Here is a 26,690-nt window from a genome sequence, read left to right as displayed (position 1 = left end):
CCCCTTATTCACGATAGATCCCCGTACTGGGCTCATCACCGGCATAGCCCCAGGCGCGGTACATCCCTTCGCTGTTAAACGGCAGGGCCACGTTGCCCTCACGATCCACCGCAATCAACCCGCCGACGCCGCCAAGCGCGGGGAGTTTTTCCATGACCACGCGCTCGCAGGCCTCGCTCAGGCTTAATCCGCCGTAATCCATCAGCGCGGTGATGTCATAGGCCGCGAGAGCGCGAATAAACACTTCGCCAGTTCCGGTACAGGACACGGCGGCCGTGGCGTTGTTGGCGTAGCACCCTGCGCCGGGCAGCGGGCTGTCGCCGACGCGTCCCGGCAGCTTGTTGGTCATTCCGCCCGTTGACGTTGCCGCCGCGAGGTTTCCGGCTTTATCGAGCGCGACTGCGCCGACCGTGCCCATTTTGGTGGTTTCATCCAGCGGCGCGGCGTGGTCAAGCTGCGTCTTGCCTGCCGTACGCGCGTCCAGCAGCTGCTGAAAGCGCTCCTCCGTGGAAAAAAGATCGGGCGATACCGGTTCCATCCCGTGTTCGAAGGCAAACGTCTCCGCCCCTTCGCCCGCCAGCAGGACGTGCGGACTCGCTTCCATCACCAGACGTGCCGCCAGCACCGGGTTGCGCAGACGGCTGACGCCTGCCACGGCGCCCGCTTTCAGGGTAATACCGTCCATCACGCAGGCATCCAGCTCGTGCGTTTCATCCCGGGTAAAGACCGAACCGATCCCCGCGTTAAACAACGGGCACTCTTCCAGCAGGCGCACCGCCTCGGTGACCACATCCAGCGCGCTCTCGCCCGCTTCCAGCATCCGCTGGCCTGTTTCCACAATGGCGTACAGCGCGTCAATATAGCGCTTTTCCTGCTCGGGACTGAGCTGTGCACGGGTGATTGCCCCAGCGCCACCATGAATTGCGATTACCGCATTAACCATTTCGCATCACCCGTTAGCCTGATTTGCGGCTTTTTCTATAAATATCATTATCGTCGATGAAACTTCAGATGATTTTTGAATATAGAAAGACGCAACTGTGATGTAAAGCGTACACCCATCGGGTCATACAGTTAGCCGCACTTTTCTGCCATAATGGGCGTTTTCGTTGTTACTCCGCAGGAGCCCACCATGGATTTTACCGCCGGACTGATGCCGCTTGAGACGGCACTCACGCAGATGCTTGGCCGCATTACCCCGCTGCATGAGGTTGAAACGCTGCCGCTTGTGCGCTGTTTTGGCCGTATTGCCGCGCGCGATATTGTCTCTCCGCTTAACGTGCCGGGGTTTGATAACTCCGCGATGGACGGTTACGCGGTGCGCCTGGCGGATCTCCAGACGGGTAACGCCCTGCCGGTGGCAGGTAAAGCCTTTGCGGGTCAGCCGTTTAGCGGTGAATGGCCTGCGGGTACCTGCGTGCGCATCATGACCGGCGCGCCGGTTCCGGCCGGCTGCGACGCCGTGGTGATGCAGGAAGAGACCGAACAGACCGACGACGGCGTGCGTTTTACCGCGAACGTTAAAGCGGGCCAGAATATCCGCCGCACGGGCGAAGACATCACGCTTGGCGCGACGGTCTTTGCCGCCGGACAGAAGCTAACGGTAGGTGAACTGCCGGTGCTGGCGTCGCTCGGCGTTGCTGAAATCGACGTTGTCCGTAAAGTGCGCGTTGCCGTTTTCTCCACCGGCGACGAGCTGCAGCTTCCGGGCCAGCCGCTGCAGGACGGCCAGATTTACGATACCAACCGCCTGGCGGTACACCTGATGCTGGAGCAGCTGGGCTGCGACGTGATTAACCTCGGCATCATTCCTGACGATCCGGAAAAACTGCGCGCCGCGTTTATCGAGGCGGATAACGCAGCCGACGTGGTCATCAGCTCTGGCGGCGTCTCCGTGGGCGAAGCGGATTACACCAAAACCATCCTTGAAGAGCTGGGCGAAATCGCCTTCTGGAAGCTGGCTATCAAGCCGGGCAAACCGTTCGCCTTTGGCAAGCTCACGCACAGCTGGTTCTGCGGCCTGCCGGGTAACCCGGTCTCTGCGGCACTCACCTTCTACCAGCTGGTGATCCCGCTGCTGGCGAAGCTTTCCGGCAACAAGGCTAACCCGCTGCCGGAACGCCTGCGCGTGCGTGCCGCCACGCGCCTGAAAAAATCACCGGGCCGTCTCGATTTCCAGCGCGGCATTCTGGCGCGCAACGCGGACGGTGAGCTCGAAGTGAGCACCACCGGGCACCAGGGCTCGCACATTTTCAGCTCCTTCAGCCAGGGCAACTGCTTTATCGTGCTGGAGCGCGAGCGCGGCAATGTGGAAGAAGGCGAATGGGTTGAGATCGAGCGCTTTAACCACCTGTTCGGAGGCTGACATGACGGTGGAGCTGAGCGACCCGGAGATGCTGCGCTATAACCGCCAGATTATCCTGCGCGGGTTTGATTTCGAGGGCCAGGAAGCGCTCAAGGCGGCCAGCGTGCTGGTTGTTGGTCTTGGCGGGCTGGGCTGCGCCGCCGCGCAGTACCTTGCGGCGGCAGGCGTGGGGAGGATGACACTGCTGGATTTCGATACCGTATCGGTGTCTAACCTGCAGCGCCAGACGCTGCACAGCGACGCGACCATTGGCCAGCCGAAGGTGGGATCCGCCGGGGCTGCGCTGGCCCGCATCAACCCCAACGTTCAGTTCACCCTGATTGACGCTATGCTGGATGACGAGGCGCTGTCGGCGCAGATTGCGCAGCACAACCTGGTGCTGGACTGCACCGACAACGTCGCCGTCCGTAACCAGCTGAACGCAGGCTGTTTTGCCCACAAAACTCCGCTGGTCTCCGGTGCGGCGATCCGCATGGAGGGGCAAATCAGCGTCTTCACGTACGCGGAAGGTGAACCCTGCTACCGCTGCCTGAGCCGCCTGTTCGGCGAGAACGCGCTGACCTGCGTTGAGGCGGGCGTGATGGCGCCGCTGGTCGGCGTGATTGGCTCACTGCAGGCGATGGAAGCGATCAAAGTCCTGGCACACTACGGCACGCCTGCCGCGGGAAAAATCGTCATGTATGACGCGATGACCTGCCAGTTCCGCGAGATGAAGCTGATGCGTAACCCGGGGTGTGAGGTTTGTAGCAAATAAAAAGTCGGGTGGCGGCTCCGCCTTACCCGACCTACAACGGCTCGAACGTAGGCCGGGTAAGCGTTAGCGCCACCCGGCAAACGCGTCAGATCGACGTCCGTCCAAACGCCCCCTGCCAGTCCTGCTCAAACTTCACAATCGCCGCATCCACGGCCGGAGAGGTAATAAACTGCTGCGCCACGTCCAGCGGCAGCGTGATGGACTCGCAGCCTGCCAGCAGGCAGTCCAGCGCCTGACGCGGCGTTTTGAAGCTCGCGGCCAGCACTTTTGACTGCGGGGCGTGCAGCGTCAGCAGCTGTTGCAGTTCAACCACGGTCTGGATCCCGTCCCCGCCCTGCGCGTCCACGCGGTTAACATAAGGCGCCACATATTCCGCCCCCGCCAGCGCGGAGAGCATCCCCTGCGCGGCACCGTATACCGCCGTACCCAGTGTCGGGATCCCTTCCGCTTTTAGCATCTTAATTGCCGCCAGCCCCTCTGCGGTCACCGGCACTTTCACCACCAGGTCATTAATGATGGCGCGGAGCTTGCGCGCGTCCTCCACCATCCCTTCAGCGGTAGTCGCCATCACTTGTGCGAACAGACGGCCTTTACCGCCCAACGCGTCGTGCAGTTCAGGCAGCAGCACGTCCAGCGGCGTTTTACCGGCTGCCACAATGCTTGGGTTGGTGGTCACGCCCGCCAGTGGGAAGATACGCGCCAGCTGTTTGACTGCCGCAACGTCAGATGTGTCGAGATAAAGTTCCATGATGTCACCCTCAAAATTAGCCTGCACTTACCCTATCACGACAAAACCTGCTCAAGAGTTGACCTGCATCAAGATAACTTTCATTCGAAAGTAATTTAATCTTCATATGCAAGATGAGAGGCGAAATCATGATCTTCAATATTCAGCGTTACTCTACCCACGATGGCCCCGGCATTCGAACCGTGGTGTTCCTGAAAGGCTGCTCGCTGGGCTGTCGCTGGTGCCAGAACCCGGAAAGCCGATCCCGCAGCCGGGACGTGCTGTTTGATGCGCGCCTGTGCCTGGACGGCTGCGACCTGTGCCAGCAAGCGGCTCCGGGCTGTATCGAACGTGCGCTGAACGGGATGGTCATTCACCGTGAGAAGCTTGATGACGCCACGCTCAACGTCCTCACCGACTGCTGCCCGACGCAGGCGCTGACCGTCTGTGGTGAAGAACAGCAGGTCGAGGAGATCATGGCGACCGTACTGCGCGATAAGCCTTTTTACGACCGCAGCGGCGGCGGAATTACCCTCTCCGGCGGCGAGCCGTTTATGAACCCGGAGCTGGCGTACGCGCTGTTTAAAGCCAGCCACGAACAGGGTATCCACACCGCCGTCGAAACCTGTCTTCACGTGCCGTGGCACTATATCGAGCCGTCATTACCCTACGTCGATCTCTTCCTCGCCGACCTGAAGCATGTCGACGCTGAAGTTTTCAAGCAGTGGACGGACGGTTCGGCTAAGCGGATCCTGGACAACCTGAAACGCCTTGCCGCCGCCGGGAAAAAAATCACCATCCGCGTGCCGCTGATCCAGGGCTTTAACGCCGATGAAGCCTCTGTTACCGCCATTACCAATTTCGCTGCCGACGAGCTCGGCGTCGAGGATATCCATTTTCTGCCGTACCACACGCTGGGCATGAACAAATACACCCTGCTCGGCCAACCCTACTCTGCCCCTGACAAACCGCTGGATAACCCTGCCCTGCTGGACTTCGCGCAGCAGTACGCCTGCCAGAAAGGGTTAACCGCGACCTTACGAGGATAAACTTATGACGACCCTGAATCTCAACACCCTCAGCGAGCGCATTAAAGCGCACAAAACGGCCCTCGTACATATCGTCAAGCCGCCGGTCTGTACCGAGCGCGCGCAGCATTACACCGAAATGTATCAGCAGCACATGGACAAGCCGATCCCGGTGCGTCGCGCCCTGGCGCTGGCGCATCACCTGGCCGAGCGCACCATCTGGATCAAACACGACGAGCTGATCATCGGTAACCAGGCAAGTGAAGTGCGCGCCGCGCCGATCTTCCCGGAATATACCGTCTCCTGGATTGAGAAAGAGATCGACGATCTGGCGGATCGCCCGGGCGCGGGCTTTGCGGTAAGCGAAGAGAACAAGCGCGTCCTGCATGACATCTGCCCGTGGTGGCGCGGCCAGACGGTGCAGGATCGCTGCTACGGCATGTTCACCGACGAGCAGAAAGGCCTGCTGGAAACCGGCATTATCAAAGCCGAAGGCAACATGACCTCCGGCGACGCGCACCTGGCGGTGAACTTCCCGCTGGTACTGGAGAAAGGTCTCGACGGCCTGCGCGCCAAAGTGGCCGAGCGCCGCTCGCGCATCAACCTGACGGTGCTGGAAGACCTGCACGGCGACCAGTTCCTGAAGGCGATCGATATCGTGCTGGAAGCGGTGAGCCTGCACATCAAACGCTTTGCCGATCTGGCGCGTGAAATGGCCGCGACCGAAACCCGCGTAAGCCGCCGCGACGAGCTGCTGGCAATGGCGGAAAACTGCGACATCATTGCCCACGAGCCGCCAAAAACCTTCTGGCAGGCGCTGCAGCTGTGCTACTTCATTCAGCTGATCCTGCAGATTGAGTCCAACGGCCACTCCGTCTCCTTCGCGCGTATGGACCAGTATCTCTATCCGTACTACCGCCGCGACGTTGAGCTGAACCAGAGCCTCGACCGCGAGCACGCCATTGAGCTGCTGCACAGCTGCTGGCTGAAGCTGCTGGAAGTGAACAAGATCCGTTCCGGCTCGCACTCTAAAGCCTCCGCCGGTAGCCCGCTGTACCAGAACGTCACCATCGGTGGCCAGAAGCTGGTCAACGGCGAGCCGATGGACGCGGTCAACCCGCTCTCCTACGCAATTCTGGAATCCTGCGGTCGCCTGCGCTCCACCCAGCCAAACCTGAGCGTGCGCTACCATGCGGGCATGAGCAACGACTTCCTCGACGCCTGCGTGCAGGTGATCCGCTGCGGCTTCGGGATGCCGGCCTTTAACAACGATGAAATCGTCATTCCGGAATTCATCAAGCTCGGCGTAGAACGAGACGACGCCTACGACTACGCGGCCATCGGCTGCATCGAAACCGCGGTGGGCGGCAAATGGGGCTACCGCTGCACCGGCATGAGCTTTATCAACTTCGCCCGCGTGATGCTGGCGGCGATGGAAGGCGGGCGCGATGCCACCAGCGGCAAGGTGTTCCTCCCGCAGGAGAAAGCCCTCTCTGCCGGTAACTTCGACAACTTCGAGGAGGTGATGGCGGCGTGGGACAGCCAGATCCGCTACTACACCCGTAAATCCATCGAGATTGAGTACGTGGTGGACACCATGCTGGAAGAGAACGTCCACGATATTCTCTGCTCGGCGCTGGTGGACGACTGCATCGAGCGCGCAAAAAGCATCAAGCAGGGCGGCGCGAAGTATGACTGGGTCTCCGGCCTGCAGGTGGGCATCGCCAACCTCGGCAATAGCCTGGCGGCGGTGAAAAAGCTGGTGTTCGAGCAGGGCACTATCGGTCAACAGCAGCTGGCGGCGGCGCTGGCGGATGACTTCGACGGGCTGACCCACGAACAGCTGCGCCAGCGTCTGATCAACGGCGCGCCGAAGTACGGCAACGACGACGACAGCGTGGATATGCTGCTGACGCGCGCCTATCAGACCTACATTGAAGAGCTGAAGCAGTACCACAACCCGCGCTACGGCCGCGGCCCGATTGGCGGTAACTACTACGCGGGCACCTCTTCTATTTCCGCAAACGTGCCGTTTGGCGCAGCGACAATGGCCACCCCGGACGGACGTAAGGCGCACACCCCGCTGGCGGAAGGGGCAAGCCCGGCTTCCGGTACGGACCACCTCGGCCCGACGGCGGTGATTGGCTCAGTCGGTAAACTGCCTACCGAGGCGATTCTCGGCGGCGTGCTGCTTAACCAGAAGCTGAACCCGTCGACGCTGGAAAACGACAGCGATCGCCAGAAGCTGATGGTGCTGCTGCGCACCTTCTTCGAGGTGCATAAGGGCTGGCATATCCAGTACAACATCGTCTCGCGCGATACGCTGCTGGAAGCGAAGAAACATCCTGACCAGTATCGTGATCTGGTGGTGCGCGTGGCGGGCTACTCGGCGTTCTTCACCGCCCTGTCGCCGGATGCGCAGGACGATATTATTGCCCGTACCGAGCATACGCTGTAAAAAAACGCCCGGTGGCGCTGCGCTTACCGGGCCTACTCCTCCCTCCGTAGGCCGGGTAAGGCGAAGCCGCCACCCGGCTTTCTGACTTTCATTCGAAATTAAATTTGTGCTCCCCGTCACCTTGTTATTAGAATGTTTCAAAACGCAGTGACCCAGGAGCACAGTATGACCGTTAAAGTTATCGTCACCGATATGGACGGAACTTTTCTTGATGATGCCAAGCAGTACGATCGAGACCGCTTTCAGGCACAGTTTGAACAGCTTAAAGCCCGCGACATTGAATTCGTTGTTGCCAGCGGCAACCAGTATTACCAGCTCATCTCCTTCTTCCCGGAGCTGAAAGAGCAGATCTCCTTCGTGGCGGAAAACGGCGCGCTGGTGTTCGATCACGGGGAACAGGTTTTCCACGGCGAGCTGACGCGTCATGAATCGCAGATCGTCATTGGCGAACTGCTGAAAGACAAAGGATTGAACTTCGTGGCCTGCGGGCTGGAGAGTGCATACGTCAGCGACCAGGCTCCTGAAGCGTTTGTGGCGCTGATGTCAAAGCACTATCACCGCTTAAAGCGCATCAGCGATTACCGCGAAATTGACGATGTGCTGTTTAAATTCTCCCTGAACCTGCCGGACAGCGATATCCCTGATCTGGTGGATAAACTGCACGTCTCCCTGGACGGCATCATGAAGCCGGTCACCAGCGGCTTTGGCTTTGTGGATTTAATTATCCCCGGCCTGCACAAAGCCAACGGCATCAGCCGCCTGCTGAAACGCTGGAAAATCTCCCCGCAGGAGTGCGTGGCCATTGGCGACAGCGGCAACGATGCCGAGATGCTAAAGCTGGTGAAATATTCCTTTGCGATGGGTAACGCGGCGCAGAGCATCAAAGACATCAGCCGCTACAGCACCGACGACAACAACCATCAGGGCGCGCTGAACGTCATTCAGGCCGTGCTCGACAACCACTCCCCGTTCGACGTCTGATCCTCGCCTCGCCGGAGCCTCGCTCCGGCCTCTTACTCTTTTTCCGTCCTGTGGCTTGCGTCAAGTTTTTAAACTTGCATTAACTTAATTTTAACTTAAAGTATCACTTGTAGATATTTTTACTTTCGAATGAAAGATGCGAGGCAGTTATGACCTTTACCAGTGAAACTTTGCCAGCGGATCACAAAGCGGCAATCCGTCAGTTGAAACGTGAGCTGCGCGCGCAGATCGGTGACGTGCAGGCGGTGTTTAATAAGCTCAGCGATAAAATTGCCACCCGCGTGGCGGAAATCAACGCTCTTAAGAACAAAGGCGAAACCGTCTGGCCGGTGATCCCGTTCGCGGATGTGAAAAACGGCACCATTACCGACGCACAGCGCGAGGCCGTTAAACGCCGCGGCTGCGCGGTGATTAAAGGTCATTTCCCGCGCGAGCAGGCGCTGGCATGGGATCAGTCGATGCTCGACTACCTCGATCTCAACACGTTTGACGACGTGTACAAAGGCCCAGGCGATAACTTCTTCGGCACCTTAACGGCCTCTCGTCCGGAGATTTACCCGATTTACTGGTCTCAGGCGCAAATGCAGGCGCGCCAGAGCGAAGAGATGGCGCAGGTGCAGTCGTTCCTGAACCGTTTATGGACATTCGAGAGCAACGGCAAACAGTGGTTCGACCCGGACGTGAGCGTGATTTACCCGGACCGTATCCGCCGCCGTCCGCCGGGAACCACCTCGAAAGGGCTGGGCGCGCATACCGACTCCGGCGCGCTGGAGCGCTGGCTGCTTCCGGCTTATCAACAGGTGTTCGCCCGCGTGTTTGACGGCAACGTCGATAAGTACGATCCGTGGAACGCCGCGCACCGTACTGAAGTGGAAGAGTACACCGTCGATAACACCACCAAATGCTCGGTGTTCCGCACCTTCCAGGGCTGGACGGCGCTGTCGGACATGATCCCCGGCCAGGGGCTGCTGCACGTGGTGCCGATCCCGGAAGCGATGGCCTACATTCTGCTGCGCCCGCTGCTGGACGACGTGCCGGAGGACGAGCTGTGCGGCGTGGCGCCGGGACGCGTGCTGCCGGTTTCCGAGAAGTGGCACCCGCTGCTCATCGAGGCATTAAGCAGCATTCCGGCACTTGAGGCGGGCGATTCCGTGTGGTGGCACTGCGATGTGATCCACTCCGTCGCGCCGGTGGAAAATCAGCAGGGCTGGGGCAATGTGATGTACATCCCTGCCGCGCCGATGTGCGAGAAGAACCTCGCCTACGCGAAAAAGGTCAAGGAAGCGCTGGAAACCGGCGCGTCGCCGGGAGATTTCCCGCGCGAGGATTATGAAAAGAGCTGGCAGGACCGCTTTACCGTGAACGATCTCAATATCCACGGCAAGCGCGCGCTGGGCATGGTCTAACTGTCGTACAGCCCTTCCCGCTCCACGGCGGTGCGTCGTTTCCCCTGACGTATCCGCCGTACCGAATCCCGAACGGTCAACGTACCGTTAAGCAGTAACGTCCCCACCGGCGCGTCCGGGCGCATCAGCCGCTGCTGGAGCATATGCACCGCTTCGGTTCCCAGCTCATCGCGGGGAACATGTACCGCCGTTAATGGCACATCCTGAATCGCCGCCAGGTTAAACCCGTCAATGCTCATCACCGACACGTCCTGCGGCACGCGCAGGCCGTGGTTTTGTAATGCGCTAATGGTGCCCGCCGCCATAAAGTCGCCGCCGACCAGAAACGCCGTCGGCAGATCCTTTCCCTTCTGCTGGTTAAGCCACTCGCTGACCAGTTGTTCCGTCTCTTTGGCGCTGAAGCTGGGCACCACCAGCAGATCGCGTTTATCGTTGAACTTTAGGTTATGGGACTGCCAGGCATCGCGGATCCCCGACAGGCGCAGCTCCATGGTGTAGCGACGCAGGCACAGCACGTTCATCACCTCACGGTGCCCCATCTCGAACAGGTACTCCGCCGCCCGCTCGCCAATGGCGCGATGATCCGGTGCAACGGCAGGCAGACGCATGTGGCGGTCCCGGCAGTTAATCAGCATGCAGGGTTTCCCCACATCTACCGCCAGATCGTGGATATGCGGATCGTCGATGCCAAGAAGGATTGCCGCCTGGGTGTCCGCTTCATTCATGCGCGCCAGAAACAGCTGCGCGTCGCTATCGTTCTCTTCCAGCGCGCAGTAGCGAAGTCGCACATCGTGGGACGCCAGGCCTTTACTCACGCTCTGGATCACACGGTAGTAAAAGATGTCGGACCGCTCGTCGAAGGCGCGTTGGGGGGCAAAAACCACCAGGCTATTGAGCAGCAGCCGCCCCGCCGCCATACCTTCCATCACGCCCAGCTCACGGGCGCATGCCAGCACCTTTGCGCGCGCCTTTTCACTGGTATTCGCTTTCCCCGCCAGCACCCGCGACACGGTGCTGATGGAGAGCTGTGTACGGGCGGCAATTTCGGTGATTTTTAGCCTTTTGTCCATTTTGTGATCTGGCTCCATTTGCGAAATGAAAAATTTTTCATAGCGTATTGGTCAGGCAATAACTGACATAAACACCATCATGCCAGAGGCATTTCGTCAGTTATGAGAAATTTTGCACAAAATCCACTATTGCCTGCTCATTTTCTCCCTTAAGGTGAACTTGTCACACAACTTCCATACTAGTTGTATACCAACTTAAGCAGTTTAAATGGATAGAAATCAAAGCCATAACAATCCGTGTGACACCTGAACCTCCGTCCCCTTACCGTCCGTCTTGTGGAGAGTAAAATGAGTCAGGACATCAATAACACCGTTGCGACAAGCAAAACCCGTCGCGTCATCAAGAACCTGCGCTGGTACGTGCTGGTGCTGTTCTTACTTGGCGTCACCGTTAACTACATCACCCGAAACTCGCTCGGGATCCTCGCCCCGGAACTGAAAGAGAGCCTCGGCATCACCACCGAGCAATACTCCTGGATCGTCGGCGCGTTCCAGATCGCCTACACCATTTTCCAGCCCCTGTGCGGCTGGCTGATCGACGTTATCGGCCTGAAGATTGGCTTTATGGTCTGCGCCGGGATCTGGGCGCTGATGTGTATTTTCCACGCGGGCGCCGGAAGCTGGCTGCACCTGGCGATTCTGCGCTTCTTTATGGGTGCCTCTGAGGCCGCCGCCACCCCGGCGAACGCCAAAACCATCGGCGAATGGTTCCCGAAATCAGAACGCCCCGTTGCCGCAGGCTGGGCGGGCGTGGGCTTCTCCATCGGCGCGATGCTGGCCCCGCCCATCATCTACTTTGCTCACGCCTCATTCGGCTGGCAGGGCGCGTTTATGTTTACCGGCGTGCTGGCGCTGCTGTGGGTGATCCTCTGGTGGGCGTTCTACCACAACCCGGAACAGCACCCGAACCTGAGCAAGGACGAGCTGGCGTTTATCAAGCAGGATAACGAACCGCCTGCGGTGAGGCTGCCCTTCCTGACCGCGCTGAAAACCGTTTCGAAAAACAAACGTTTCTACGGTATCGCCATCCCAGCCTTTATGGCGGAACCGGCCTGGGCGGTGCTGAGCTTCTGGGTGCCGCTGTACCTCGCCAAAGAGCACGGCATGGATCTGAAGCAGATTGCGATGTTTGCCTGGCTGCCGTTCCTTGCCGCCGATCTGGGCAGCGTGGCGAGCGGCTACCTGACGCGTCTGTACACCCGCCTGTTCGGCTGCTCCCGCGTTAACTCGGTTGTTGCCAGCTCTGTGACGGGCGCGTTCCTGATGATCTCGCTGGGCATCGTGGCCATCACCCGCGACCCGTATATCACCATCGTGCTGATCTCCATCGGCGGCTTCGGGCACCAGATCATCTCCTGCATGCTGAGCGCCCTGGTCGTCGAGTCGTTCGACAAAGGCCAGATGGCGACCGTCAACGGCATGCGCGGCTCGGCGGCGTGGATCGCCAGCTTCCTGTTCTCGCTGTTAATCGGTGTGACCGCCGACAAAATCGGCTTTAACCCGCTCTTTATTGCCATGGGCTTCTTTGACCTGATTGGCGCTGTCTTCCTGGTAGCATTTATTGCTGAACGTCGCGCCAAGCGCGCCTGATAGTGGATGTATTGCATATGAAAACCCTGAAAAACTGGACCGTAGATAAGCAGTCGGCAAACCATCTGGAACTGCTGGTCGATAATCAGCACCGCCTGTGCCTATACGTGCTGGAAGAGAACCTGTTCCGCGTGCTGATCAAACGCAAAGGCGAGCTGGCGCTGGACCGCACCTGGAGCATCGCGCCGGAAAAAGACGTGCCGTGGGAAGGCCGCCGCCGTGACGATTTAAGCGGTTTCACCTGCCCGGCCTGGACGCTCACGCAGCAGGATGAGACGCTAACCGTGGCAACCGAACGGCTGCGCGTGACCGTCCACCAGCCGCTGTGGCTGGAGTGGCACTACCGCAATGAGGCGGGCGAGTGGCTGCCGCTGGTCAACGACCGCCCAACCAGCGCCTACCTGCTGAACGCCCACGGTGACGGCGTGGCGCACTATCTGAGCCGTCGTAAGGACGAGCGTTTCTACGGCCTAGGCGAGAAAGCGGGCGATCTGCAGCGCAACGGTAAACGCTACGAGATGCGCAACCTCGACGCAATGGGCTATAACGCGGCCAGCACCGACCCACTCTACAAGCACATCCCGTTCACCATCGCCCGCCGCGACGACGTCAGCTACGGCCTGTTCTACGACAACCTGAGCAGCTGCTGGCTGGATCTGGGTAACGAAATCGACAACTACCACACCGCCTACCGTCGCTGGCAGGCGGAAGCGGGCGATATCGATTACTACATCTTTACCGGCACGCGCGTGCTGGACGTCACCAAAGCCTTTGTTCGCCTGACCGGGAAAACGCTGTTCGGGCCAAAATGGAGCCTCGGCTACAGCGGCTCGACCATGCACTACACCGATGCGCCGGACGCCCAGAACCAGCTGATGAACTTCATCCGCCTGTGCGAAGAGCACGCCATTCCGTGCGACTCGTTCCAGCTCTCTTCCGGCTATACCTCCATCAACGGCAAGCGCTACGTCTTTAACTGGAACCATGACAAGGTGCCGCAGCCGAAGGTGATGAGCCAGGCATTCCACGACGCGGGGCTGAAGCTTGCGGCCAACATCAAGCCGTGCCTGCTGCAGGATCATCCGCGCTATAACGAAGTGGCGGAGAGCGGACTGTTTATTCGCGATTCAGAAACCGATGCGCCGGAACGTTCCAGCTTCTGGGATGACGAAGGCTCGCACCTCGACTTTACCAACCCGCAGACGGTGCAGTGGTGGCAGAACGGCGTCACCACGCAGCTGCTGGAGATGGGTATCGACTCCACCTGGAACGACAACAACGAGTATGAAGTGTGGGACGGGGAAGCGCGCTGCTTTGGCTTCGGCAAGGAGATCGCCATCAAGCACATTCGCCCGGTGATGCCGCTGCTGATGATGCGCGCCTCGCTTGAAGCGCAGCAGCGTTTCGCGCCGGAAAAGCGTCCGTACCTGATTTCCCGCTCCGGCTGTGCCGGGATGCAGCGCTACGTCCAGACCTGGAGCGGCGACAACCGCACCAACTGGGACACCCTGCGCTATAACATCCGCATGGGGCTGGGCATGAGCCTGTCCGGACTGTTCAACGTCGGTCACGACGTCGGCGGTTTCTCCGGCGACAAACCAGACGCCGAGCTGTTCGTGCGCTGGGTGCAGAACGGCGTGATGCATCCGCGCTTTACCATTCACTCGTGGAACGATGACCATACCGTGAACGAGCCGTGGATGTACCCGGGCGTCACGCCAGCCATTCGCGGCGCGGTGGAGCTGCGCTACCGCCTGCTGCCATACCTCTACACCCTGCTCTGGCAGGCGCACGCCGACGACGAGCCGATGCTGCGCCCGACCTTCCTCGATCATGAGCACGATGCGCAGACGTTTGAGGAGTGCGATGACTTCCTGCTGGGCCGCGACCTGCTGGTGGCCAGCGTCGTCGAAGCCGGGCAGCGCGAGCGCCGCGTCTGGCTGCCGGATAACGCCACCGGCTGGTATGATTTTTACACCCACGCGTGGTATGCGGGCGGCCAGTCGATTGTTCTCGACGCGCCGCTGGAAAAACTGCCGCTGCTGGTGCGCGCCGGTGCCGGCCTGCCGCTCAGCGAGCGTATCACCCACGTATCCGCAGAAAAAGACGACACCCGCGAGCTGAAGCTTTTCCCGGTTAAAGGCGTCGGGACAACCTCTGGCATGCTATTTGAAGATGACGGAGAAAGTTGGGGCTATCAGAACGGCAATGCGCTGTGGGTGGACTGGGAAATGGTGTGCGACGGCGCAACCATCAACCTGAAGGTCAACGCGCGCGGGGATTACCGTCCGGCGTGGAAAGCGCTGAAGGTGTCGTTACCGATAGGGGAAAAACGTAAGCTGCGGGTGAACGGGGTTGAAGCGAACGAGTGGGTGATGTAGTGCGGCCTGATGCCCTCACCCTAACCCTAACCCTCTCCCACGGGGAGAGGGAATAGAACGTAGGCCGGGTAAGGCGAAGCCGCCACCCGGCTTTTTTTTAGCCGTCGATACCTTTACTGCGCAGGTAGTCTTCGTAGTTTCCGGTGAAGTCCACCACGCGCTCTGGCGTAATTTCAATCACGCGGGTTGCCAGCGAGCTGACGAACTCACGGTCGTGAGAGACGAAAATCAGGGTACCCTGATACATCTCCAGCGCCATGTTCAGGGATTCGATAGATTCCATGTCCAGGTGGTTAGTCGGTTCATCCATCACCAGGATATTTGGTTTTTCCATCATCAGCTTGCCGAACAGCATGCGACCCTTTTCACCACCGGAAAGTACTTTAGCCGGCTTTTTGATGTCGTCCTGGCTGAACAGCAGACGGCCCAGGATGCTGCGCACCGCCTGCTCGTCGTCGCCTTCCTGCTTCCACTGGCTCATCCAGTCAAAGACGGTGAGGTCGTTTTCGAACTCGTATTCATGGTCCTGCGCGTAGTAGCCAATCTGCGCGTTTTCAGACCACTTCACGGTGCCGTTGTCCGGCTGCAGTTCACCCACCAGGGTTTTCAGCATGGTGGATTTACCCACGCCGTTGGCGCCCAAAATGGCAATCTTCTCGCCCACTTCCAGCAGCAGGTTGAATTTTTTAAACAGCGGGCCGTTCTCAAAGCCTTTTGCCAGGGCTTCCACTTCCAGCGCGTTACGGAACAGTTTCTTGTCCTGCTCGAAGCGGATGAACGGGTTCTGACGGCTGGAGGCTTTGACTTCGTCCAGCTTGATTTTGTCGATCTGACGCGCACGCGAGGTCGCCTGACGCGACTTAGAGGCGTTGGCGCTAAAGCGGCTGACGAAGGACTGCAGGTCAGCAATCTGCGCTTTCTTCTTGGCGTTATCCGCCAGCAGACGTTCACGCGCCTGGGTGGCCGCCGTCATGTATTCGTCGTAGTTGCCCGGGTAGACGCGCAGCTCGCCGTAGTCCAGATCCGCCATGTGCGTACAGACCATGTTCAGGAAGTGACGGTCGTGCGAGATGATGATCATGGTGCTGTCGCGGTCGTTCAGCGTCTGCTCCAGCCAGCGGATGGTGTCGATGTCCAGGTTGTTCGTCGGTTCGTCGAGCAGCAGGATGTCCGGGTTAGAGAACAGCGCCTGTGCCAGCAGCACACGCAGCTTCCAGCCTGGCGCAACTTCGCTCATCGGGCCGTAATGCTGTTCAACGGGAATGCCTACGCCCAGCAGCAGCTCGCCCGCGCGCGCTTCCGCAGAGTAACCGTCCATCTCGCCGTACTGCGTTTCCAGATCGGCCACTTTATAGCCGTCTTCTTCGCTCATTTCGGCCAGCGCGTAAATGCGATCGCGCTCCTGCTTCACTTCCCACAGCTCCGCGTGCCCCATGATCACGGTGTCGAGCACGGTGAACTCTTCGAAGGCGAACTGATCCTGACGCAGCTTACCGATACGCTCGTTAGGGTCGAGCGACACGTTGCCGAGCGTCGGTTCTAAGTCACCGCCGAGGATTTTCATAAAGGTGGATTTTCCGCTACCGTTGGCACCAATCAGGCCGTAACGGTTGCCGCCGCCAAATTTGACGGAAATGTTTTCGAACAGCGGCTTACTGCCAAACTGCATAGTGACGTTGCTGGTAACTAACACGGGGAGATTCCTGCGAAAAGTGTGATAAACACGGCATTATGCCACAATTCCGAATTGAGATCCCGTGTTGCGGCAATCCACTAAACTTTAACAAAATCGAAAAAAATGTGATTTCGTACACATCTGAATTCCCTGTTAGCGGGAATGCACATATAATGCGCTCCCATCACAGATTCAGACTTATCAACTCATCGCCTGAATGGCTTAGATACCTCGCACAACATGAACATGAAATTGACAACGCTTTTTGCGGCAGCGTTAGCCGTAGTAGGTTTTTGCAAGACCGCTTCTGCGGTGACGTATCCCCTGCCGACAGACGGTAGCCGTCTGGTTGGGCAAAACCAGGTGGTGATTGTGCCGGAAGGCAACGCTCAGCCGCTGGAATATTTTGCCGCTGAATACCAGCTCGGTCTGTCTAACATGCTCGAAGCAAACCCGGGCGTTGACCCGTATCTGCCAAAAGCAGGTACCGTGCTGAACATCCCTCAGCAGCTGATCCTGCCGGATACTGTTCATGAAGGTATCGTAATCAACAGCGCCGAAATGCGTCTGTATTACTACCCGAAAGGCACTAACACCGTTATCGTGCTGCCAATCGGTATCGGCCAGCTGGGTAAAGATACCCCGCTGAACTGGACCACTAAAGTTGAGCGTAAGAAAGCGGGTCCAACCTGGACCCCAACCGCGAAAATGCACGCGGAATACATTGCTGCGGGCGAACCGCTGCCAGCCGTAGTGCCAGCAGGCCCGGATAACCCAATGGGTCTGTACGCGCTGTACATTGGCCGCCTGTACGCTATCCACGGTACTAACGCCAACTTCGGTATCGGCCTGCGCGTCAGCCACGGCTGCGTGCGTCTGCGTAACGACGACATTAAGTTCCTGTTCGAAAACGTGCCGGTCGGCACCCGCGTGCAGTTCATCAACGAACCGGTGAAAGCGACCTCTGAGCCAGACGGCAGCCGTTACATCGAAGTGCACAACCCGCTGTCCACCAGCGAAGATCAGATCAACAACAACGAAATCGTGCCAATCAACCTGACCAGCGCGGTGCAGTCCGTGACCTCTCAGGCTGACGTGGAAACGACCGTGGTTGACCAGGCGATCCAGAACCGTTCCGGTATGCCAGTACGTCTGAACTGATAACAAAGCGAATAAAAAAGCGGGCCTCGTTGCCCGCTTTTTTTTATCCGTTGTTCACGATCACAATCCCGCCGTGATCGTAGCGATAGTGACAGTGTGCGTACTCCAGCGGCGTGCCATCTTCAAGATAGATCACCTGCTCCACCTCCAGCACCGGGTCAGTCTGTTCACAGATTAAGTGCTGCATATCCAGCGCATTTGGTTTTAACGCGCGCACGACGCGATACGAGCCCATTATTTTCAGCCCCAGCGTCTCCTGCACGTAACGGAACACCGAGCTTTCAAGATGGCTTTTGTTCAGGCCGGGCACCAGATTCAGCGGCATCACCGTGGAATCCAGCGACATCGGCTCGCCGTTCAGCAAACGCAGACGAATAAAGTCATAGATCGGCGCATCGGCGTTAATCATCAGCGACGCCTGCTCTTTCTCGTTCGGGAAGCGCAGTTCGAAATGCACCACCTGGCTGGTCACCGTTCCAAGATGCTCCCAGGTTTTGGTGGCGCCAAAGTAGTCGCTGCCGGAGAGATCCCACTGCGAGAGCTGGAGGAAATTTTTACGGATGAACGTTCCCTGCCCCTGACGGGTGTAGACCAGCCCTTCGACAATCAGTTGGCGCATGGCCTGCTGAATGGTCATCCGGCTGGTGCTGAACTCCGCCGCCAGCGCAAACTGGTCCGGCAGCGGTTCATTGGCGGCGTACTGCTGGCTGATAATGCGTTTCTTAATTTCCCGCGCTATGGTGATGTACTTCGCCGCCATCGTCCTTCCTTTCTGTTAGTTTTCTATCCCGCTGTTTTTCAACGCCACTCGCTCGGCAATCTTGAGGAAAGGCAGGTAGAAGAATACACCAAATACAATGATTGCCAACTGCACCACCACCGCCCGCCAGTCCCCCGCCGTCGCCAGCCAGGCACTCAGAATGGGCGGCGTGGTCCACGGGATCATCACCACGCAGCGCGACATTAGCCCCAGCGTAGTACAGAGCCAGGCGAAATAGATGCCGATGGCGGGCAGCAGCACAAACGGGATCATCAGCGGCAGGTTAAAGACAATCGGCAGGCCGAAGATCACCGGCTCGTTGATGTTGAATAAGCCGGGCGCCAGCGACAGACGCGCCACCTGCTTCGCCGACTTTTGCCGGGAGAAGATAAAGATGGCGATCAGCAGCGATATCGTGCTGCCCGTGCCGCCCACCATGCCGAACGTCGGCACGAAGATGTTATTGATGATATGCGGGATGGGCTGACCGTTGGCGAAGGCAAGCATGTTCTCGTTGGTGTTAATCAGCAGGAACGGCTCCAGCACCACGCTGTTCACCACCGACTGATGAATACCCAGCGTGAACAGGAAGTTACCGAAGCTGTAGATGAAGATCGTTCCCGGCAGGCTGGTGTTGATCAGCCGCAGGGGCTGCTGGATAAAGGTCGTAATAAGATGGATCAGGTCCGTGTGCAGCACGTTTGCCAGTATGGCCGCCAGCACTGCGAACAGGGAGAGCGTGAGGATAGTTGGGATCAGCGCGGTAAAGGATTTGCTCACCGCCGGCGGCACGTTTTCCCCGAGGGAAATGTGAAGCGCCTTCAGCCGCGAGATGGCGATAAACACTTCTGTTGAAAGCAGCCCGATCAGCACCCCGGCGAAAATCCCGGTTGAGCCAATATTGGCGAACGTCAGCACCTGAGTGACGTTCACCGCGGCATCGCTGCCAACGGGCGTAATCTGCAGGCGCATCGGCATCATGATGATGAAGCTGCTGACGGCGATAACCACTGCCGAGACCGGATTGTCGAAATCTTTGTTGCGCGCGAGCGACCAGGCAATCATCGGAGCCAGCAGCAGCGCGGCGATGTTCAGCGTGCCGTTGATAATCGCCTCGCCCCACACCTTAAACTGCGCGAGCGTGTCGCCGTGAAAAATCCACGGAAACACCACGTTATTCACCAGCACCGCCAGACCGGCGAGGATGAAAATCGGCATCACCGTGGCGAAGGCGTCGCGCAGGGAGCGCAGGTGCACCTGGTTTGCCAGGCGCGCCGAAAACTCAACAAACTTATCGACAAAGGACTGCATGTGCGGTGTTATTTTTGTTTCAGACATAGCGGATAGTTCCCATCAATCAGTCACAAAAACGGCCCGGCAGCGTACGGCTTACATCTCGCGTCCGTTGGTATGGATAACCTGTTTTAACCACGCGTAGCTCTTCTTCGGCACGCGCTTCAGGTCTTTCAGGTCGTGGTTTTCCCGGTTGACATAGACCACGCCGTAGCGCTTACGCATGTCGCCCTGGGAACTCAGAATGTCGATTAAGCCCCAGCCAAGGTAGCCAATGACCTCCGCCCCGTCCTCGAACATCGCCTCCTTCATGGCCTCGATATGCGCCCGGTGGTAGTCGATGCGGTAGGTGTCATCAATCGGGTTCACGCCGTCCCAGGATTCAATCACCCCAATGCCGTTCTCAATCGGGAAGACCGGCATCCGCCAGTCGTTGGCGTAGCGGGTGATGATGGTGCGAAAGCCCAGCGGATCGATCTGCCAGTTCCACTCGGTGGCCTTCAGGTACGGGTTATTTTTCTCACCGTGAAGCAGGTAATAGTTCACCGGCGTGCCTTCCGGGATCGCATCGCTATCCAGCGTTTTGCTGGCGTAGTAGCTGAAGGCCATATAGTCGTTTCTGGTGCGCGCCAGCAGCGCTAAATCCTCGGCGCGGTAGATATCACCAAAGCCCTCCTGCTCTACCACCGCCATCACCGCCGGGCTGTAGCCCTGCCCCGCGAAAACGCGCAGCAGGTTCTGGTTGAGAAATTCGTCATACTGCTGGGCGCAGAAGATGTCACGCGGTTTGCAGGTGGCCGGGTAGATGAGCTGGTGTGCCAGCATGCCGCCCATCAGCTGGCCCGGTTTGGTCTGGTGCAGATACTCGGTCAGCGCCATGTGCGCCACCATCGTATGGTGCTGCAGCTCATACAGCTCGCGCAGGGTTTGCTCGCCTTTCATATAGCCCGAAATACGAAACGCTTCCGGCATATGGAAGATGTTCTGCTCGTTGAAGGTCAGCCAGTACTTCACGCGGTCGCCATAGCAGTCGATCATTTTTTTGCCGTAGCGGATAAAGGCGTCCATCACGCGGCGGTCATTGAAGCCGTTGTACTCCTGCGCCAGCGCCAGCGGCATATCGAAATGGTAAAGACAAACCATCGGCTCGATGCCGCGGGCGATCAGATCGTCGATAAAACGGTCGTAAAACGCGATGCCCTCGTCGTTAAACTCGCCGTCGCCCTGCGGGCAGACGCGGCTCCACGAGATCTGAAAACGGTAGCAGTTCATGCCCAGATCCTGCATCAGGTCGAAATCTTCCCGGTAGCGGTGGTAGGAGTCGGTTGCGACTTTCCAGTCAGAGATGTTCTCCCCGGCTTCGCGAATGTCGTAAACCGACATGCCTTTCCCACCCTCGTTCCAGGCTCCTTCCGTCTGCATGCTGGACACCGAGTTGCCCCATAAAAAGTTGGCTGGCAGTGAATTGTTCATGGTCTCTCCTATATGACTAGTCATTTAAAATTTCATGACTAGTCATATAGGCGAAGATTAAATTTGGATCAAAGAGGAGGATCGTTTTTTGTGAGCAGTGCGGGAAAAAAAGCCCCGGCAAGCGAAGCGCCACCGGGGAAAAGGAAGGTTACTGTTGTGCGAGCTGGTTACGGCGATATTCTCCCTGGCGCTCCAGCATCCAGCCCGGATACTCGCGCGGCAGCGCACTCACCGCATCCAGCTGCTTAAGCTCGTCTTCGCTTAAGCGGATCCCCGTTGCGGCAATGTTGTCGTCCAGCTGATCGACGCGTTTCGCGCCAATAATCACGCTGGTTACCGCTTTCTGGTGCAGCAGCCACGCCAGCGCGATTTGCGCGACGGAGACACCCTTGCTTTCGGCGATAGTGCGCATCACGTCCACGCAGTCGAAGGCGCGATCTTTATCCACCGGCGGGAAGTCGAACTCCAGACGGCGGCCACCGGTTTCGCTCGTCCCGTCGCGGCCATATTTTCCGCTCAGCAGGCCGCCCGCCAGCGGGCTCCAGATCATCAGCCCAACGCCTTCGCTCTGCATCATTGGCACCAGTTCACGCTCCAGATCGCGTCCGGCAATGGTGTAGTACGCCTGCAATGACGCAAAACGCGCCAGCCCAAGACGTTCAGAAATACCGAGCGCTTTGGCAATCTGCCACGCCGCCCAGTTAGAAACGCCGATGTAGCGCACGTGGCCATGCTGCACCAGGTTATCCAGCGCGTAGAGCGTCTCTTCAATCGGTGTTGCGGGGTCAAAGCCGTGAAGCTGCTAGAGATCGATATGATCGAGCTGCAGGCGGCGCAGGCTCTCCTTCACGCTGCTGATGATGTGATAGCGCGAGCTGCCGCGCGAGTTCACCCCGGCGGTGCCCGTTTCGCCAAACACCTTGGTGGCCACCACCACATTTTCGCGCGGGACGTTCAGGTTTTTCAGCGCCTGCCCGAGTATCGTCTCCGAGCGCCCTTCCGAATAAACGTCGGCGGTATCGATGAAGTTGATGCCCGAGTCCAGCGCGCGGCCCACCAGCTGCTCGGCCTCGTTCTGCTTAAGCTGGCCAATCTTGCCCCACATGCCGTCTTCACCGCCGAAGGTCATGGTGCCGAGGCACAGTTCAGAAACAAACAGTCCGGTGTTGCCCAGTTTTTGATAACGCATAAGTGATTCCTCGCATGTCGATTGGGTACCCGATAGTTATACCCGCCCCTCAACCCTCGCGAATGTGGCGTTCCTGTCCGTTTCTTGCCCAATCCTCTGAATTTATCCGCGCGGGGCGTCGCCAAAGACGTTGTACTCCGGTAATTGCACCTGCTGATACGGCTCCCAGCCGCCGCCCAGAGCTTTGTAGAGCGCCACCAGATCGAGCGCGCTCTGCACCTGCGCCTGTGCGCGCTGCTGCTGGGCCTGCGCAAGCTGACGCTGGGCGTCCAGCACGTCGATAAAGCTGGCGATCCCCTGTCGGTAGCTGTCGCTTGCCAGGTCGAACGCGTTTTGCAGCGCGTCGATGGTCTTCGCGAGGCCCGCTTCACGCTGCTGGTCGGTGCGATAGCTCACCAGCGCGTTTTCCACATCCCCGAGCGCGGTGAGCACCGTCTGGCGATAGTCCAGCACCGCTGCGCCCTGCTGCGCACGCGCCACCTTGACGCTGGAAACCAGCCGGCCGCCCTGGAAGATGGGAATAGAGACCTGCGGACCGAAGCTGTAGAAGTGGCTGCTCCAGTCGGTCAGCCAGTTAGTTTCGCTGTTGCGCAGGCCAAACTGCCCGGAGAGCGTAAAGCTCGGGAACAGCTCCGCCACCGAGACGCCGATTTGCGCCGTGGCAGCGTGAAGGTTCGCCTCCGCTTCGCGCACGTCCGGACGACGGCGCGCCAGCGTCGACGGAATGCCCGTTTGCACGATATCAGGCAGGGCAGGCATCGGCTGCACGCTTTGCAATTCCGCATCCAGCGCGCCCGGCGGCTTGCCGAGCAGGATCGCCAGGCCGTTCATCGCCTGCCGCTCCTGCGCCTGATACTGCGGCAGCTGCGCTTCAAGATTCCCCAGCTGCGCCCGGGCGTTTTCTACATCCATCTGCGGAGACAGCCCGCCGCGCTGGCGGCTTTCGGTCAGATCCAGCGTCTGCCGGGCGCTCTCAATCTGGGTGTTCAACGTGGCGATAATGCTCTGCGCCCCGCGCAGCTGGAGCCACGCCCGGGCCACTTCGGCCTCCAGCGACACCAGCGCGTCGTTACGCTGCTCTATCGCCGCTTTCTGCTGCGCTTCGGCGGCCTCCACCTGACGGCGCACCTTGCCCCACAGGTCGATTTCCCACTGGGCGTCGAAGCTGCCCTGGTAGAGGTTAACCGGCTGCGTCAGCGGCCCCAGCGCGCCTTTCAGATCGGGATCGATGCTATCCACCTGGTCGTACACGCCGTGGGATTTTAGCTCCCCTTCCAGCCCGAGCTGCTGGCGCGTCGCCTGCAGGTTACCGTTCACCGACGGATAAAACGCCCCGCCCGCCTGGTTAATCTGTTCACGCGCGCCGGCAATGCGCAGCACCGTTTGCTGCAGCGTCAGGTTTCCCGCGATGGCGCGTTCAACCAGGCTGTCGAGCTGCGGCGAACCGAAGGTCTTCCACCAGCGCGGGTTGGTCGCGGCGGAGGTGGTTTGAGATTTCACCCCGCCGTCGCCCTTATCGTTCCAGTGCGTGACGGCGGGTGGCGCGGGCTGCTGGTAGTCCGGCCCTACGGCACAGCCCACCAGCAGCATCATTATCATCAGGGGGTGTAAACGTCTGTGTATCATCAATGTGCTCCTGCACTCCCCTCGCTCTTAACCGGCGAGAGCAACAAACAAAATGGGATCAGTAAAAAGGCCACCGCGCTCAGGAGGGTGAAAACGTCGATGTAGGCCAGGAAGCGCGACTGCTCGATCATGGTCTGGTACATCCGCCCGGTGGCAATTCCCGTAGGGTCGCCCACCTGGGTGGTGAAGTTTTGAATCGCCTGCGCGCTCTCACGAATCGCCAGCTGGAACTGTTCGTTGAACGGCGAAGCGTGGTACGCCAGATGAGCGCTGTGCGCCTGCGCGCGTTCGGTTATCGCCGCCGTCGAGAGCGAAATCCCAATCGAACCGGCCACGTTGCGGAACATGGTAAACAGCGCCGCCGCGTCGGCGTTGAGCCGCCTCGGTATCGAGATAAAGGCAATGGTGGTCAGCGGCACAAACAGGAACCCCAGCCCTATCGACTGGGCGCTGCGGAACAGCACCAGCGTTTCAAAGTCGATATCCGGCGTCAGCGTGCGCGACCAGAAGAACGACACCGCCAGACAGGTAAAGCCAAAGGCGATGATCCAGCGCGTCTGCACCACCGGCATCAGCTTCAGCACCAGCGGGATGGTTAACACAATCAACACCGCGCCGGGCGACAGCACCAGCCCTGACCAGGTGGCGGTATAGCCCAGGTCCTGCTGCGCCAGCTGCGGGATCACCACCGAGCTGCCGTACAGGATCATCGCCATCCCTGCCATCAGCAGGCTGGAAATGGCGAAGTTGCGGTCCTTCATGCAGTGCAGATCCACAACCGGTTTTTTGGCATACAGCAGCCAGTAAATCGCGCCGATAATGCCGATGAGCGTCAGCACCGCGAAGGTGCGGATAAAGTTCGAGTAGAACCAGTCGTCATCTTCACCCCGGTCGAGCATCACCTGCAGGCAGCCCAGGCCGAGGGCGATCAGGCCGATCCCCGTCCAGTCGACGGTCAGCTTCTCTTTTGACTTACTCTCCCACGGCGGATCTTCCAGCAGCTGGTAGATCGCCAGCACCGTCACAATCCCCACCGGAATGTTGATAAAGAACACCCAGCGCCAGGAGTAGTTGTCGGTGATCCAGCCGCCCAGCGTCGGACCAAGCACCGGCGCAACGATGATGGCAATGGACGACAGACCAAAGGCCTTGCCCCTGTCCTCCGGCTTGAAGTAGTCGAGCAGCACCGACTGCTGCGTGGGCTGCAGCCCGCCGCCAAAGAAGCCCTGCATCACGCGGAACAGGATGATCTGCCACAGCTCGGTGGCGATGCCGCACAGAAACGAGCAGATGGTGAACATCACGATGCAGATTAAGAAGAACTGCTTGCGGCCAAACAGGCGACTGAGGAAGGCTGAGATGGGCAGCACGATGCCGTTCGCCACCAGGTAGCTGGTCAGTACCCAGGTGGATTCGTCATAGCTGGCCGAGAGCGACCCGGCCACGTGCGGCAGCGCCACGTTGACGATGGTGGTGTCCAGAATTTCCATAAACACCGCGAGGGTGACGACAATTGCCACCGCCCACGGGTTGCTGGCGGGCTTCCAGCTATCGTGGCTGTGGTCCGTCATTCCACCGTCACCTTCGGTTCAACCGACAGCCCCAGCGGCAGCGGCCTGTTCGGATCCAGCCCCTTATCAATCACGATTTTCACCGGCACGCGCTGGACGATTTTGACAAAGTTACCGGTGGCGTTTTCCGACGGGAACGCGGAGAAGCGCGAACCGCTGCCCTGCTGGATGCTGTCAATGTGGCCTTCAAGTTCCATATCCGGCCAGGCATCCACAGAGACGCTGACCTTGTCACCGGGCTTCATGCGCTCCAGCTGCGACTCTTTGAAGTTCGCCACCACCCACACGTTCGGGGAGACCAGTGAGAACAGCGCCGTACCCGCCTGCACCAGCGTGCCGGGCTGTACGTTGCGTTTGGTGACGAAGCCGTCGAACGGGGCGCGGACTTCGGTGTAAGAGAGATTCAGGTTCGCGTTTTCCAGCTGCGCTTTGGCCTGATCGACCTGACGTTCGCGGGCTTCAACGTTGGTTTCCTGCTGACGGATTTGTAGCTGTACCTGCTCCGCCACTTCCAGCTGCGCCTGGGCGCTGGCCAGTCCGGCCTGCGCACTGCGCAATTGGGCATTCGCAGAATCGATACTTTGCTGCGTGGTCGCACGCGGGTCAACGCCGCGCTGACGGCGGTACTCCGCCTGGGCGTTCGCCATATCGGCCTGCGCTTTTAGCACCTGCGCTTTGGCTTCGTCACGCTGGGCAGGATATTGCACCTTCGAGAGCGCCAGCTGTGCCTGCGCCTGGTGGAGCTGAGCAAGCGCCAGCCCAAGCTGCGCCTGAGCCTGATCGCGCTGGGCCGTAGTATCGCGAGGATCGATAACCACCAGCAGATCCCCTTTCTTCACGCGCTGGTTATCGCGCACGCGAAGCTCGGTGACGTATCCCGCCGTTTTGGGGGCAATGGTCACCACGTCGCCGTCGGTAAAGGCGTCGTCGGTCGTCTCTTCGTTACGGGTTAAAAACCACCAGACCAGCGCCACGACGACCATTACCACCACGACAACGCCGAGGATAATTAACGGTTTTTTGCCCGGGCGCTTGCGCGCCTTATTGTTGTTTTCCTGCTCGTCAGCAGGCGGGTTTTGATCTTCAGCCATAGGTCAGCAACGGTCCTGTCAGTGAGCGGCATCACACTATGCCGTTCACTAAAGCTAGGACGTTGCTATACATTTGCCAGGATAAACTGAC

The 26,690-nt window shown here is 59.2% G+C and carries 19 protein-coding genes and 1 pseudogene; 9 read left to right on the top strand and 11 right to left on the bottom strand.

Annotation, left to right across the window (positions count from 1 at the left end; all coding sequences use genetic code 11):
• Positions 1-4 precede the first annotated feature (4 nt).
• Positions 5-943: a beta-aspartyl-peptidase gene (gene iaaA, locus HV355_RS16395; RefSeq protein ID WP_148399800.1), complete on the bottom strand. Its 939-nt coding sequence runs from the start codon at positions 941-943 to the stop codon at positions 5-7.
• Positions 944-1,132: 189 nt separating this feature from the next.
• Here iaaA and moeA point away from each other — a divergent pair, with 189 nt between their 5' ends.
• Positions 1,133-2,365: a molybdopterin molybdotransferase MoeA gene (gene moeA, locus HV355_RS16390; RefSeq protein ID WP_182402681.1), complete on the top strand. Its 1,233-nt coding sequence runs from the start codon at positions 1,133-1,135 to the stop codon at positions 2,363-2,365.
• Position 2,366: 1 nt separating this feature from the next.
• Entirely contained in the window at positions 2,367-3,119 is a 753-nt protein-coding gene (gene moeB, locus HV355_RS16385; RefSeq protein WP_182402679.1) for a molybdopterin-synthase adenylyltransferase MoeB, read from the top strand.
• Between the two features lie 85 nt (positions 3,120-3,204).
• Here moeB and fsa read toward each other — a convergent pair whose 3' ends face one another.
• Entirely contained in the window at positions 3,205-3,867 is a 663-nt protein-coding gene (fsa, locus tag HV355_RS16380) for a fructose-6-phosphate aldolase (RefSeq protein ID WP_126815609.1), read from the bottom strand.
• Positions 3,868-3,995: 128 nt separating this feature from the next.
• Here fsa and HV355_RS16375 point away from each other — a divergent pair, with 128 nt between their 5' ends.
• From HV355_RS16375 to HV355_RS16360, 4 genes are all read left to right on the top strand, one after another.
• Positions 3,996-4,895, top strand: a complete 900-nt coding sequence (locus HV355_RS16375) for a glycyl-radical enzyme activating protein (RefSeq protein WP_182402677.1) — start codon at positions 3,996-3,998, stop codon at positions 4,893-4,895.
• 4 nt (positions 4,896-4,899) lie between these two features.
• Positions 4,900-7,332, top strand: a complete 2,433-nt coding sequence (locus tag HV355_RS16370) for a formate C-acetyltransferase/glycerol dehydratase family glycyl radical enzyme (RefSeq protein ID WP_182402675.1) — start codon at positions 4,900-4,902, stop codon at positions 7,330-7,332.
• Between the two features lie 165 nt (positions 7,333-7,497).
• Positions 7,498-8,313 (top strand): Cof-type HAD-IIB family hydrolase, encoded by an 816-nt coding sequence (locus HV355_RS16365; protein WP_182402673.1) that lies wholly within the window; start codon positions 7,498-7,500, stop codon positions 8,311-8,313.
• Positions 8,314-8,462: 149 nt separating this feature from the next.
• Positions 8,463-9,719 carry a DUF1479 domain-containing protein gene (locus tag HV355_RS16360; RefSeq protein WP_182402671.1) on the top strand — a complete coding sequence of 419 codons (1,257 nt, stop codon included), beginning with the start codon at positions 8,463-8,465 and terminating at the stop codon, positions 9,717-9,719.
• Here the strand turns inward: HV355_RS16360 and HV355_RS16355 are convergent.
• A complete protein-coding gene (locus tag HV355_RS16355) occupies positions 9,716-10,789 on the bottom strand; it encodes a LacI family DNA-binding transcriptional regulator (protein WP_182402669.1) in 1,074 nt (357 codons plus the stop codon). The two genes, HV355_RS16360 and HV355_RS16355, sit on opposite strands and share 4 nt — an antisense overlap.
• A 288-nt stretch (positions 10,790-11,077) precedes the next feature.
• Between HV355_RS16355 and HV355_RS16350 the strand changes: the two genes are divergently transcribed.
• Both HV355_RS16350 and HV355_RS16345 read left to right on the top strand, forming a co-directional pair.
• Positions 11,078-12,379: an MFS transporter gene (locus tag HV355_RS16350; RefSeq protein WP_023335029.1), complete on the top strand. Its 1,302-nt coding sequence runs from the start codon at positions 11,078-11,080 to the stop codon at positions 12,377-12,379.
• A gap of 17 nt (positions 12,380-12,396) precedes the next feature.
• Entirely contained in the window at positions 12,397-14,760 is a 2,364-nt protein-coding gene (locus tag HV355_RS16345; protein WP_182402667.1) for a glycoside hydrolase family 31 protein, read from the top strand.
• A gap of 97 nt (positions 14,761-14,857) precedes the next feature.
• Here the strand turns inward: HV355_RS16345 and HV355_RS16340 are convergent, their stop codons facing one another.
• A complete protein-coding gene (locus HV355_RS16340; RefSeq protein ID WP_010428967.1) occupies positions 14,858-16,453 on the bottom strand; it encodes an ABC-F family ATPase in 1,596 nt (531 codons plus the stop codon).
• Between the two features lie 222 nt (positions 16,454-16,675).
• Between HV355_RS16340 and ldtB the strand changes: the two genes are divergently transcribed.
• Positions 16,676-17,596, top strand: a complete 921-nt coding sequence (ldtB, locus tag HV355_RS16335; RefSeq protein WP_010428965.1) for a L,D-transpeptidase — start codon at positions 16,676-16,678, stop codon at positions 17,594-17,596.
• Between the two features lie 43 nt (positions 17,597-17,639).
• Here the strand turns inward: ldtB and HV355_RS16330 are convergent, their stop codons facing one another.
• The 7 genes and pseudogenes from HV355_RS16330 to HV355_RS16300 form a co-directional block, all read right to left on the bottom strand.
• Positions 17,640-18,356 carry a GntR family transcriptional regulator gene (locus HV355_RS16330; RefSeq protein WP_010428962.1) on the bottom strand — a complete coding sequence of 239 codons (717 nt, stop codon included), beginning with the start codon at positions 18,354-18,356 and terminating at the stop codon, positions 17,640-17,642.
• Positions 18,357-18,371: 15 nt separating this feature from the next.
• Positions 18,372-19,694: a PTS transporter subunit EIIC gene (locus HV355_RS16325; protein ID WP_045355721.1), complete on the bottom strand. Its 1,323-nt coding sequence runs from the start codon at positions 19,692-19,694 to the stop codon at positions 18,372-18,374.
• A 51-nt stretch (positions 19,695-19,745) separates the two neighbouring features.
• Positions 19,746-21,122, bottom strand: coding sequence for a glycoside hydrolase family 1 protein (locus HV355_RS16320; RefSeq protein ID WP_182402665.1), 1,377 nt, complete (start codon positions 21,120-21,122; stop codon positions 19,746-19,748).
• 148 nt (positions 21,123-21,270) lie between these two features.
• Positions 21,271-22,311, bottom strand: a pseudogene (locus HV355_RS16315) (aldo/keto reductase).
• A 102-nt stretch (positions 22,312-22,413) separates the two neighbouring features.
• Positions 22,414-23,937 (bottom strand): efflux transporter outer membrane subunit, encoded by a 1,524-nt coding sequence (locus tag HV355_RS16310; RefSeq protein WP_182402663.1) that lies wholly within the window; start codon positions 23,935-23,937, stop codon positions 22,414-22,416.
• Positions 23,937-25,508, bottom strand: coding sequence for a DHA2 family efflux MFS transporter permease subunit (locus tag HV355_RS16305; protein WP_042718973.1), 1,572 nt, complete (start codon positions 25,506-25,508; stop codon positions 23,937-23,939). The genes HV355_RS16310 and HV355_RS16305 overlap by 1 nt, the downstream gene beginning before the upstream one ends.
• Complete coding sequence (locus HV355_RS16300; RefSeq protein WP_182402661.1) at positions 25,505-26,599, bottom strand: HlyD family secretion protein; 1,095 nt, start codon at positions 26,597-26,599, stop codon at positions 25,505-25,507. The genes HV355_RS16305 and HV355_RS16300 overlap by 4 nt, the downstream gene beginning before the upstream one ends.
• Between the last annotated feature and the right edge of the window lie 91 nt (positions 26,600-26,690).

It is taken from the genome of Enterobacter sp. RHBSTW-01064, from assembly GCF_014103035.1.
Lineage (GTDB): Bacteria > Pseudomonadota > Gammaproteobacteria > Enterobacterales > Enterobacteriaceae > Enterobacter > Enterobacter mori.
The sequence above is the reverse complement of the archived record's forward strand: the minus strand, read 5'-3'. Positions and strand labels throughout refer to the sequence as shown.

Excerpts from the sequence above, each read along its gene's own strand:
- iaaA (WP_148399800.1), bottom strand. The coding sequence starts at position 943 with ATGGTTAATGCGGTAATCGCAATTCATGGTGGCGCTGGGGCAATCACC.
- moeA (WP_182402681.1), top strand. The coding sequence starts at position 1,133 with ATGGATTTTACCGCCGGACTGATGCCGCTTGAGACGGCACTCACGCAG.
- moeB (WP_182402679.1), top strand. The coding sequence starts at position 2,367 with ATGACGGTGGAGCTGAGCGACCCGGAGATGCTGCGCTATAACCGCCAG.
- fsa (WP_126815609.1), bottom strand. The coding sequence starts at position 3,867 with ATGGAACTTTATCTCGACACATCTGACGTTGCGGCAGTCAAACAGCTG.
- HV355_RS16375 (WP_182402677.1), top strand. The coding sequence starts at position 3,996 with ATGATCTTCAATATTCAGCGTTACTCTACCCACGATGGCCCCGGCATT.
- HV355_RS16370 (WP_182402675.1), top strand. The coding sequence starts at position 4,900 with ATGACGACCCTGAATCTCAACACCCTCAGCGAGCGCATTAAAGCGCAC.
- HV355_RS16365 (WP_182402673.1), top strand. The coding sequence starts at position 7,498 with ATGACCGTTAAAGTTATCGTCACCGATATGGACGGAACTTTTCTTGAT.
- HV355_RS16360 (WP_182402671.1), top strand. The coding sequence starts at position 8,463 with ATGACCTTTACCAGTGAAACTTTGCCAGCGGATCACAAAGCGGCAATC.
- HV355_RS16355 (WP_182402669.1), bottom strand. The coding sequence starts at position 10,789 with ATGGACAAAAGGCTAAAAATCACCGAAATTGCCGCCCGTACACAGCTC.
- HV355_RS16350 (WP_023335029.1), top strand. The coding sequence starts at position 11,078 with ATGAGTCAGGACATCAATAACACCGTTGCGACAAGCAAAACCCGTCGC.
- HV355_RS16345 (WP_182402667.1), top strand. The coding sequence starts at position 12,397 with ATGAAAACCCTGAAAAACTGGACCGTAGATAAGCAGTCGGCAAACCAT.
- ldtB (WP_010428965.1), top strand. The coding sequence starts at position 16,676 with ATGAACATGAAATTGACAACGCTTTTTGCGGCAGCGTTAGCCGTAGTA.
- HV355_RS16330 (WP_010428962.1), bottom strand. The coding sequence starts at position 18,356 with ATGGCGGCGAAGTACATCACCATAGCGCGGGAAATTAAGAAACGCATT.
- HV355_RS16325 (WP_045355721.1), bottom strand. The coding sequence starts at position 19,694 with ATGTCTGAAACAAAAATAACACCGCACATGCAGTCCTTTGTCGATAAG.
- HV355_RS16320 (WP_182402665.1), bottom strand. The coding sequence starts at position 21,122 with ATGAACAATTCACTGCCAGCCAACTTTTTATGGGGCAACTCGGTGTCC.
- HV355_RS16310 (WP_182402663.1), bottom strand. The coding sequence starts at position 23,937 with ATGATACACAGACGTTTACACCCCCTGATGATAATGATGCTGCTGGTG.
- HV355_RS16305 (WP_042718973.1), bottom strand. The coding sequence starts at position 25,508 with ATGACGGACCACAGCCACGATAGCTGGAAGCCCGCCAGCAACCCGTGG.
- HV355_RS16300 (WP_182402661.1), bottom strand. The coding sequence starts at position 26,599 with ATGGCTGAAGATCAAAACCCGCCTGCTGACGAGCAGGAAAACAACAAT.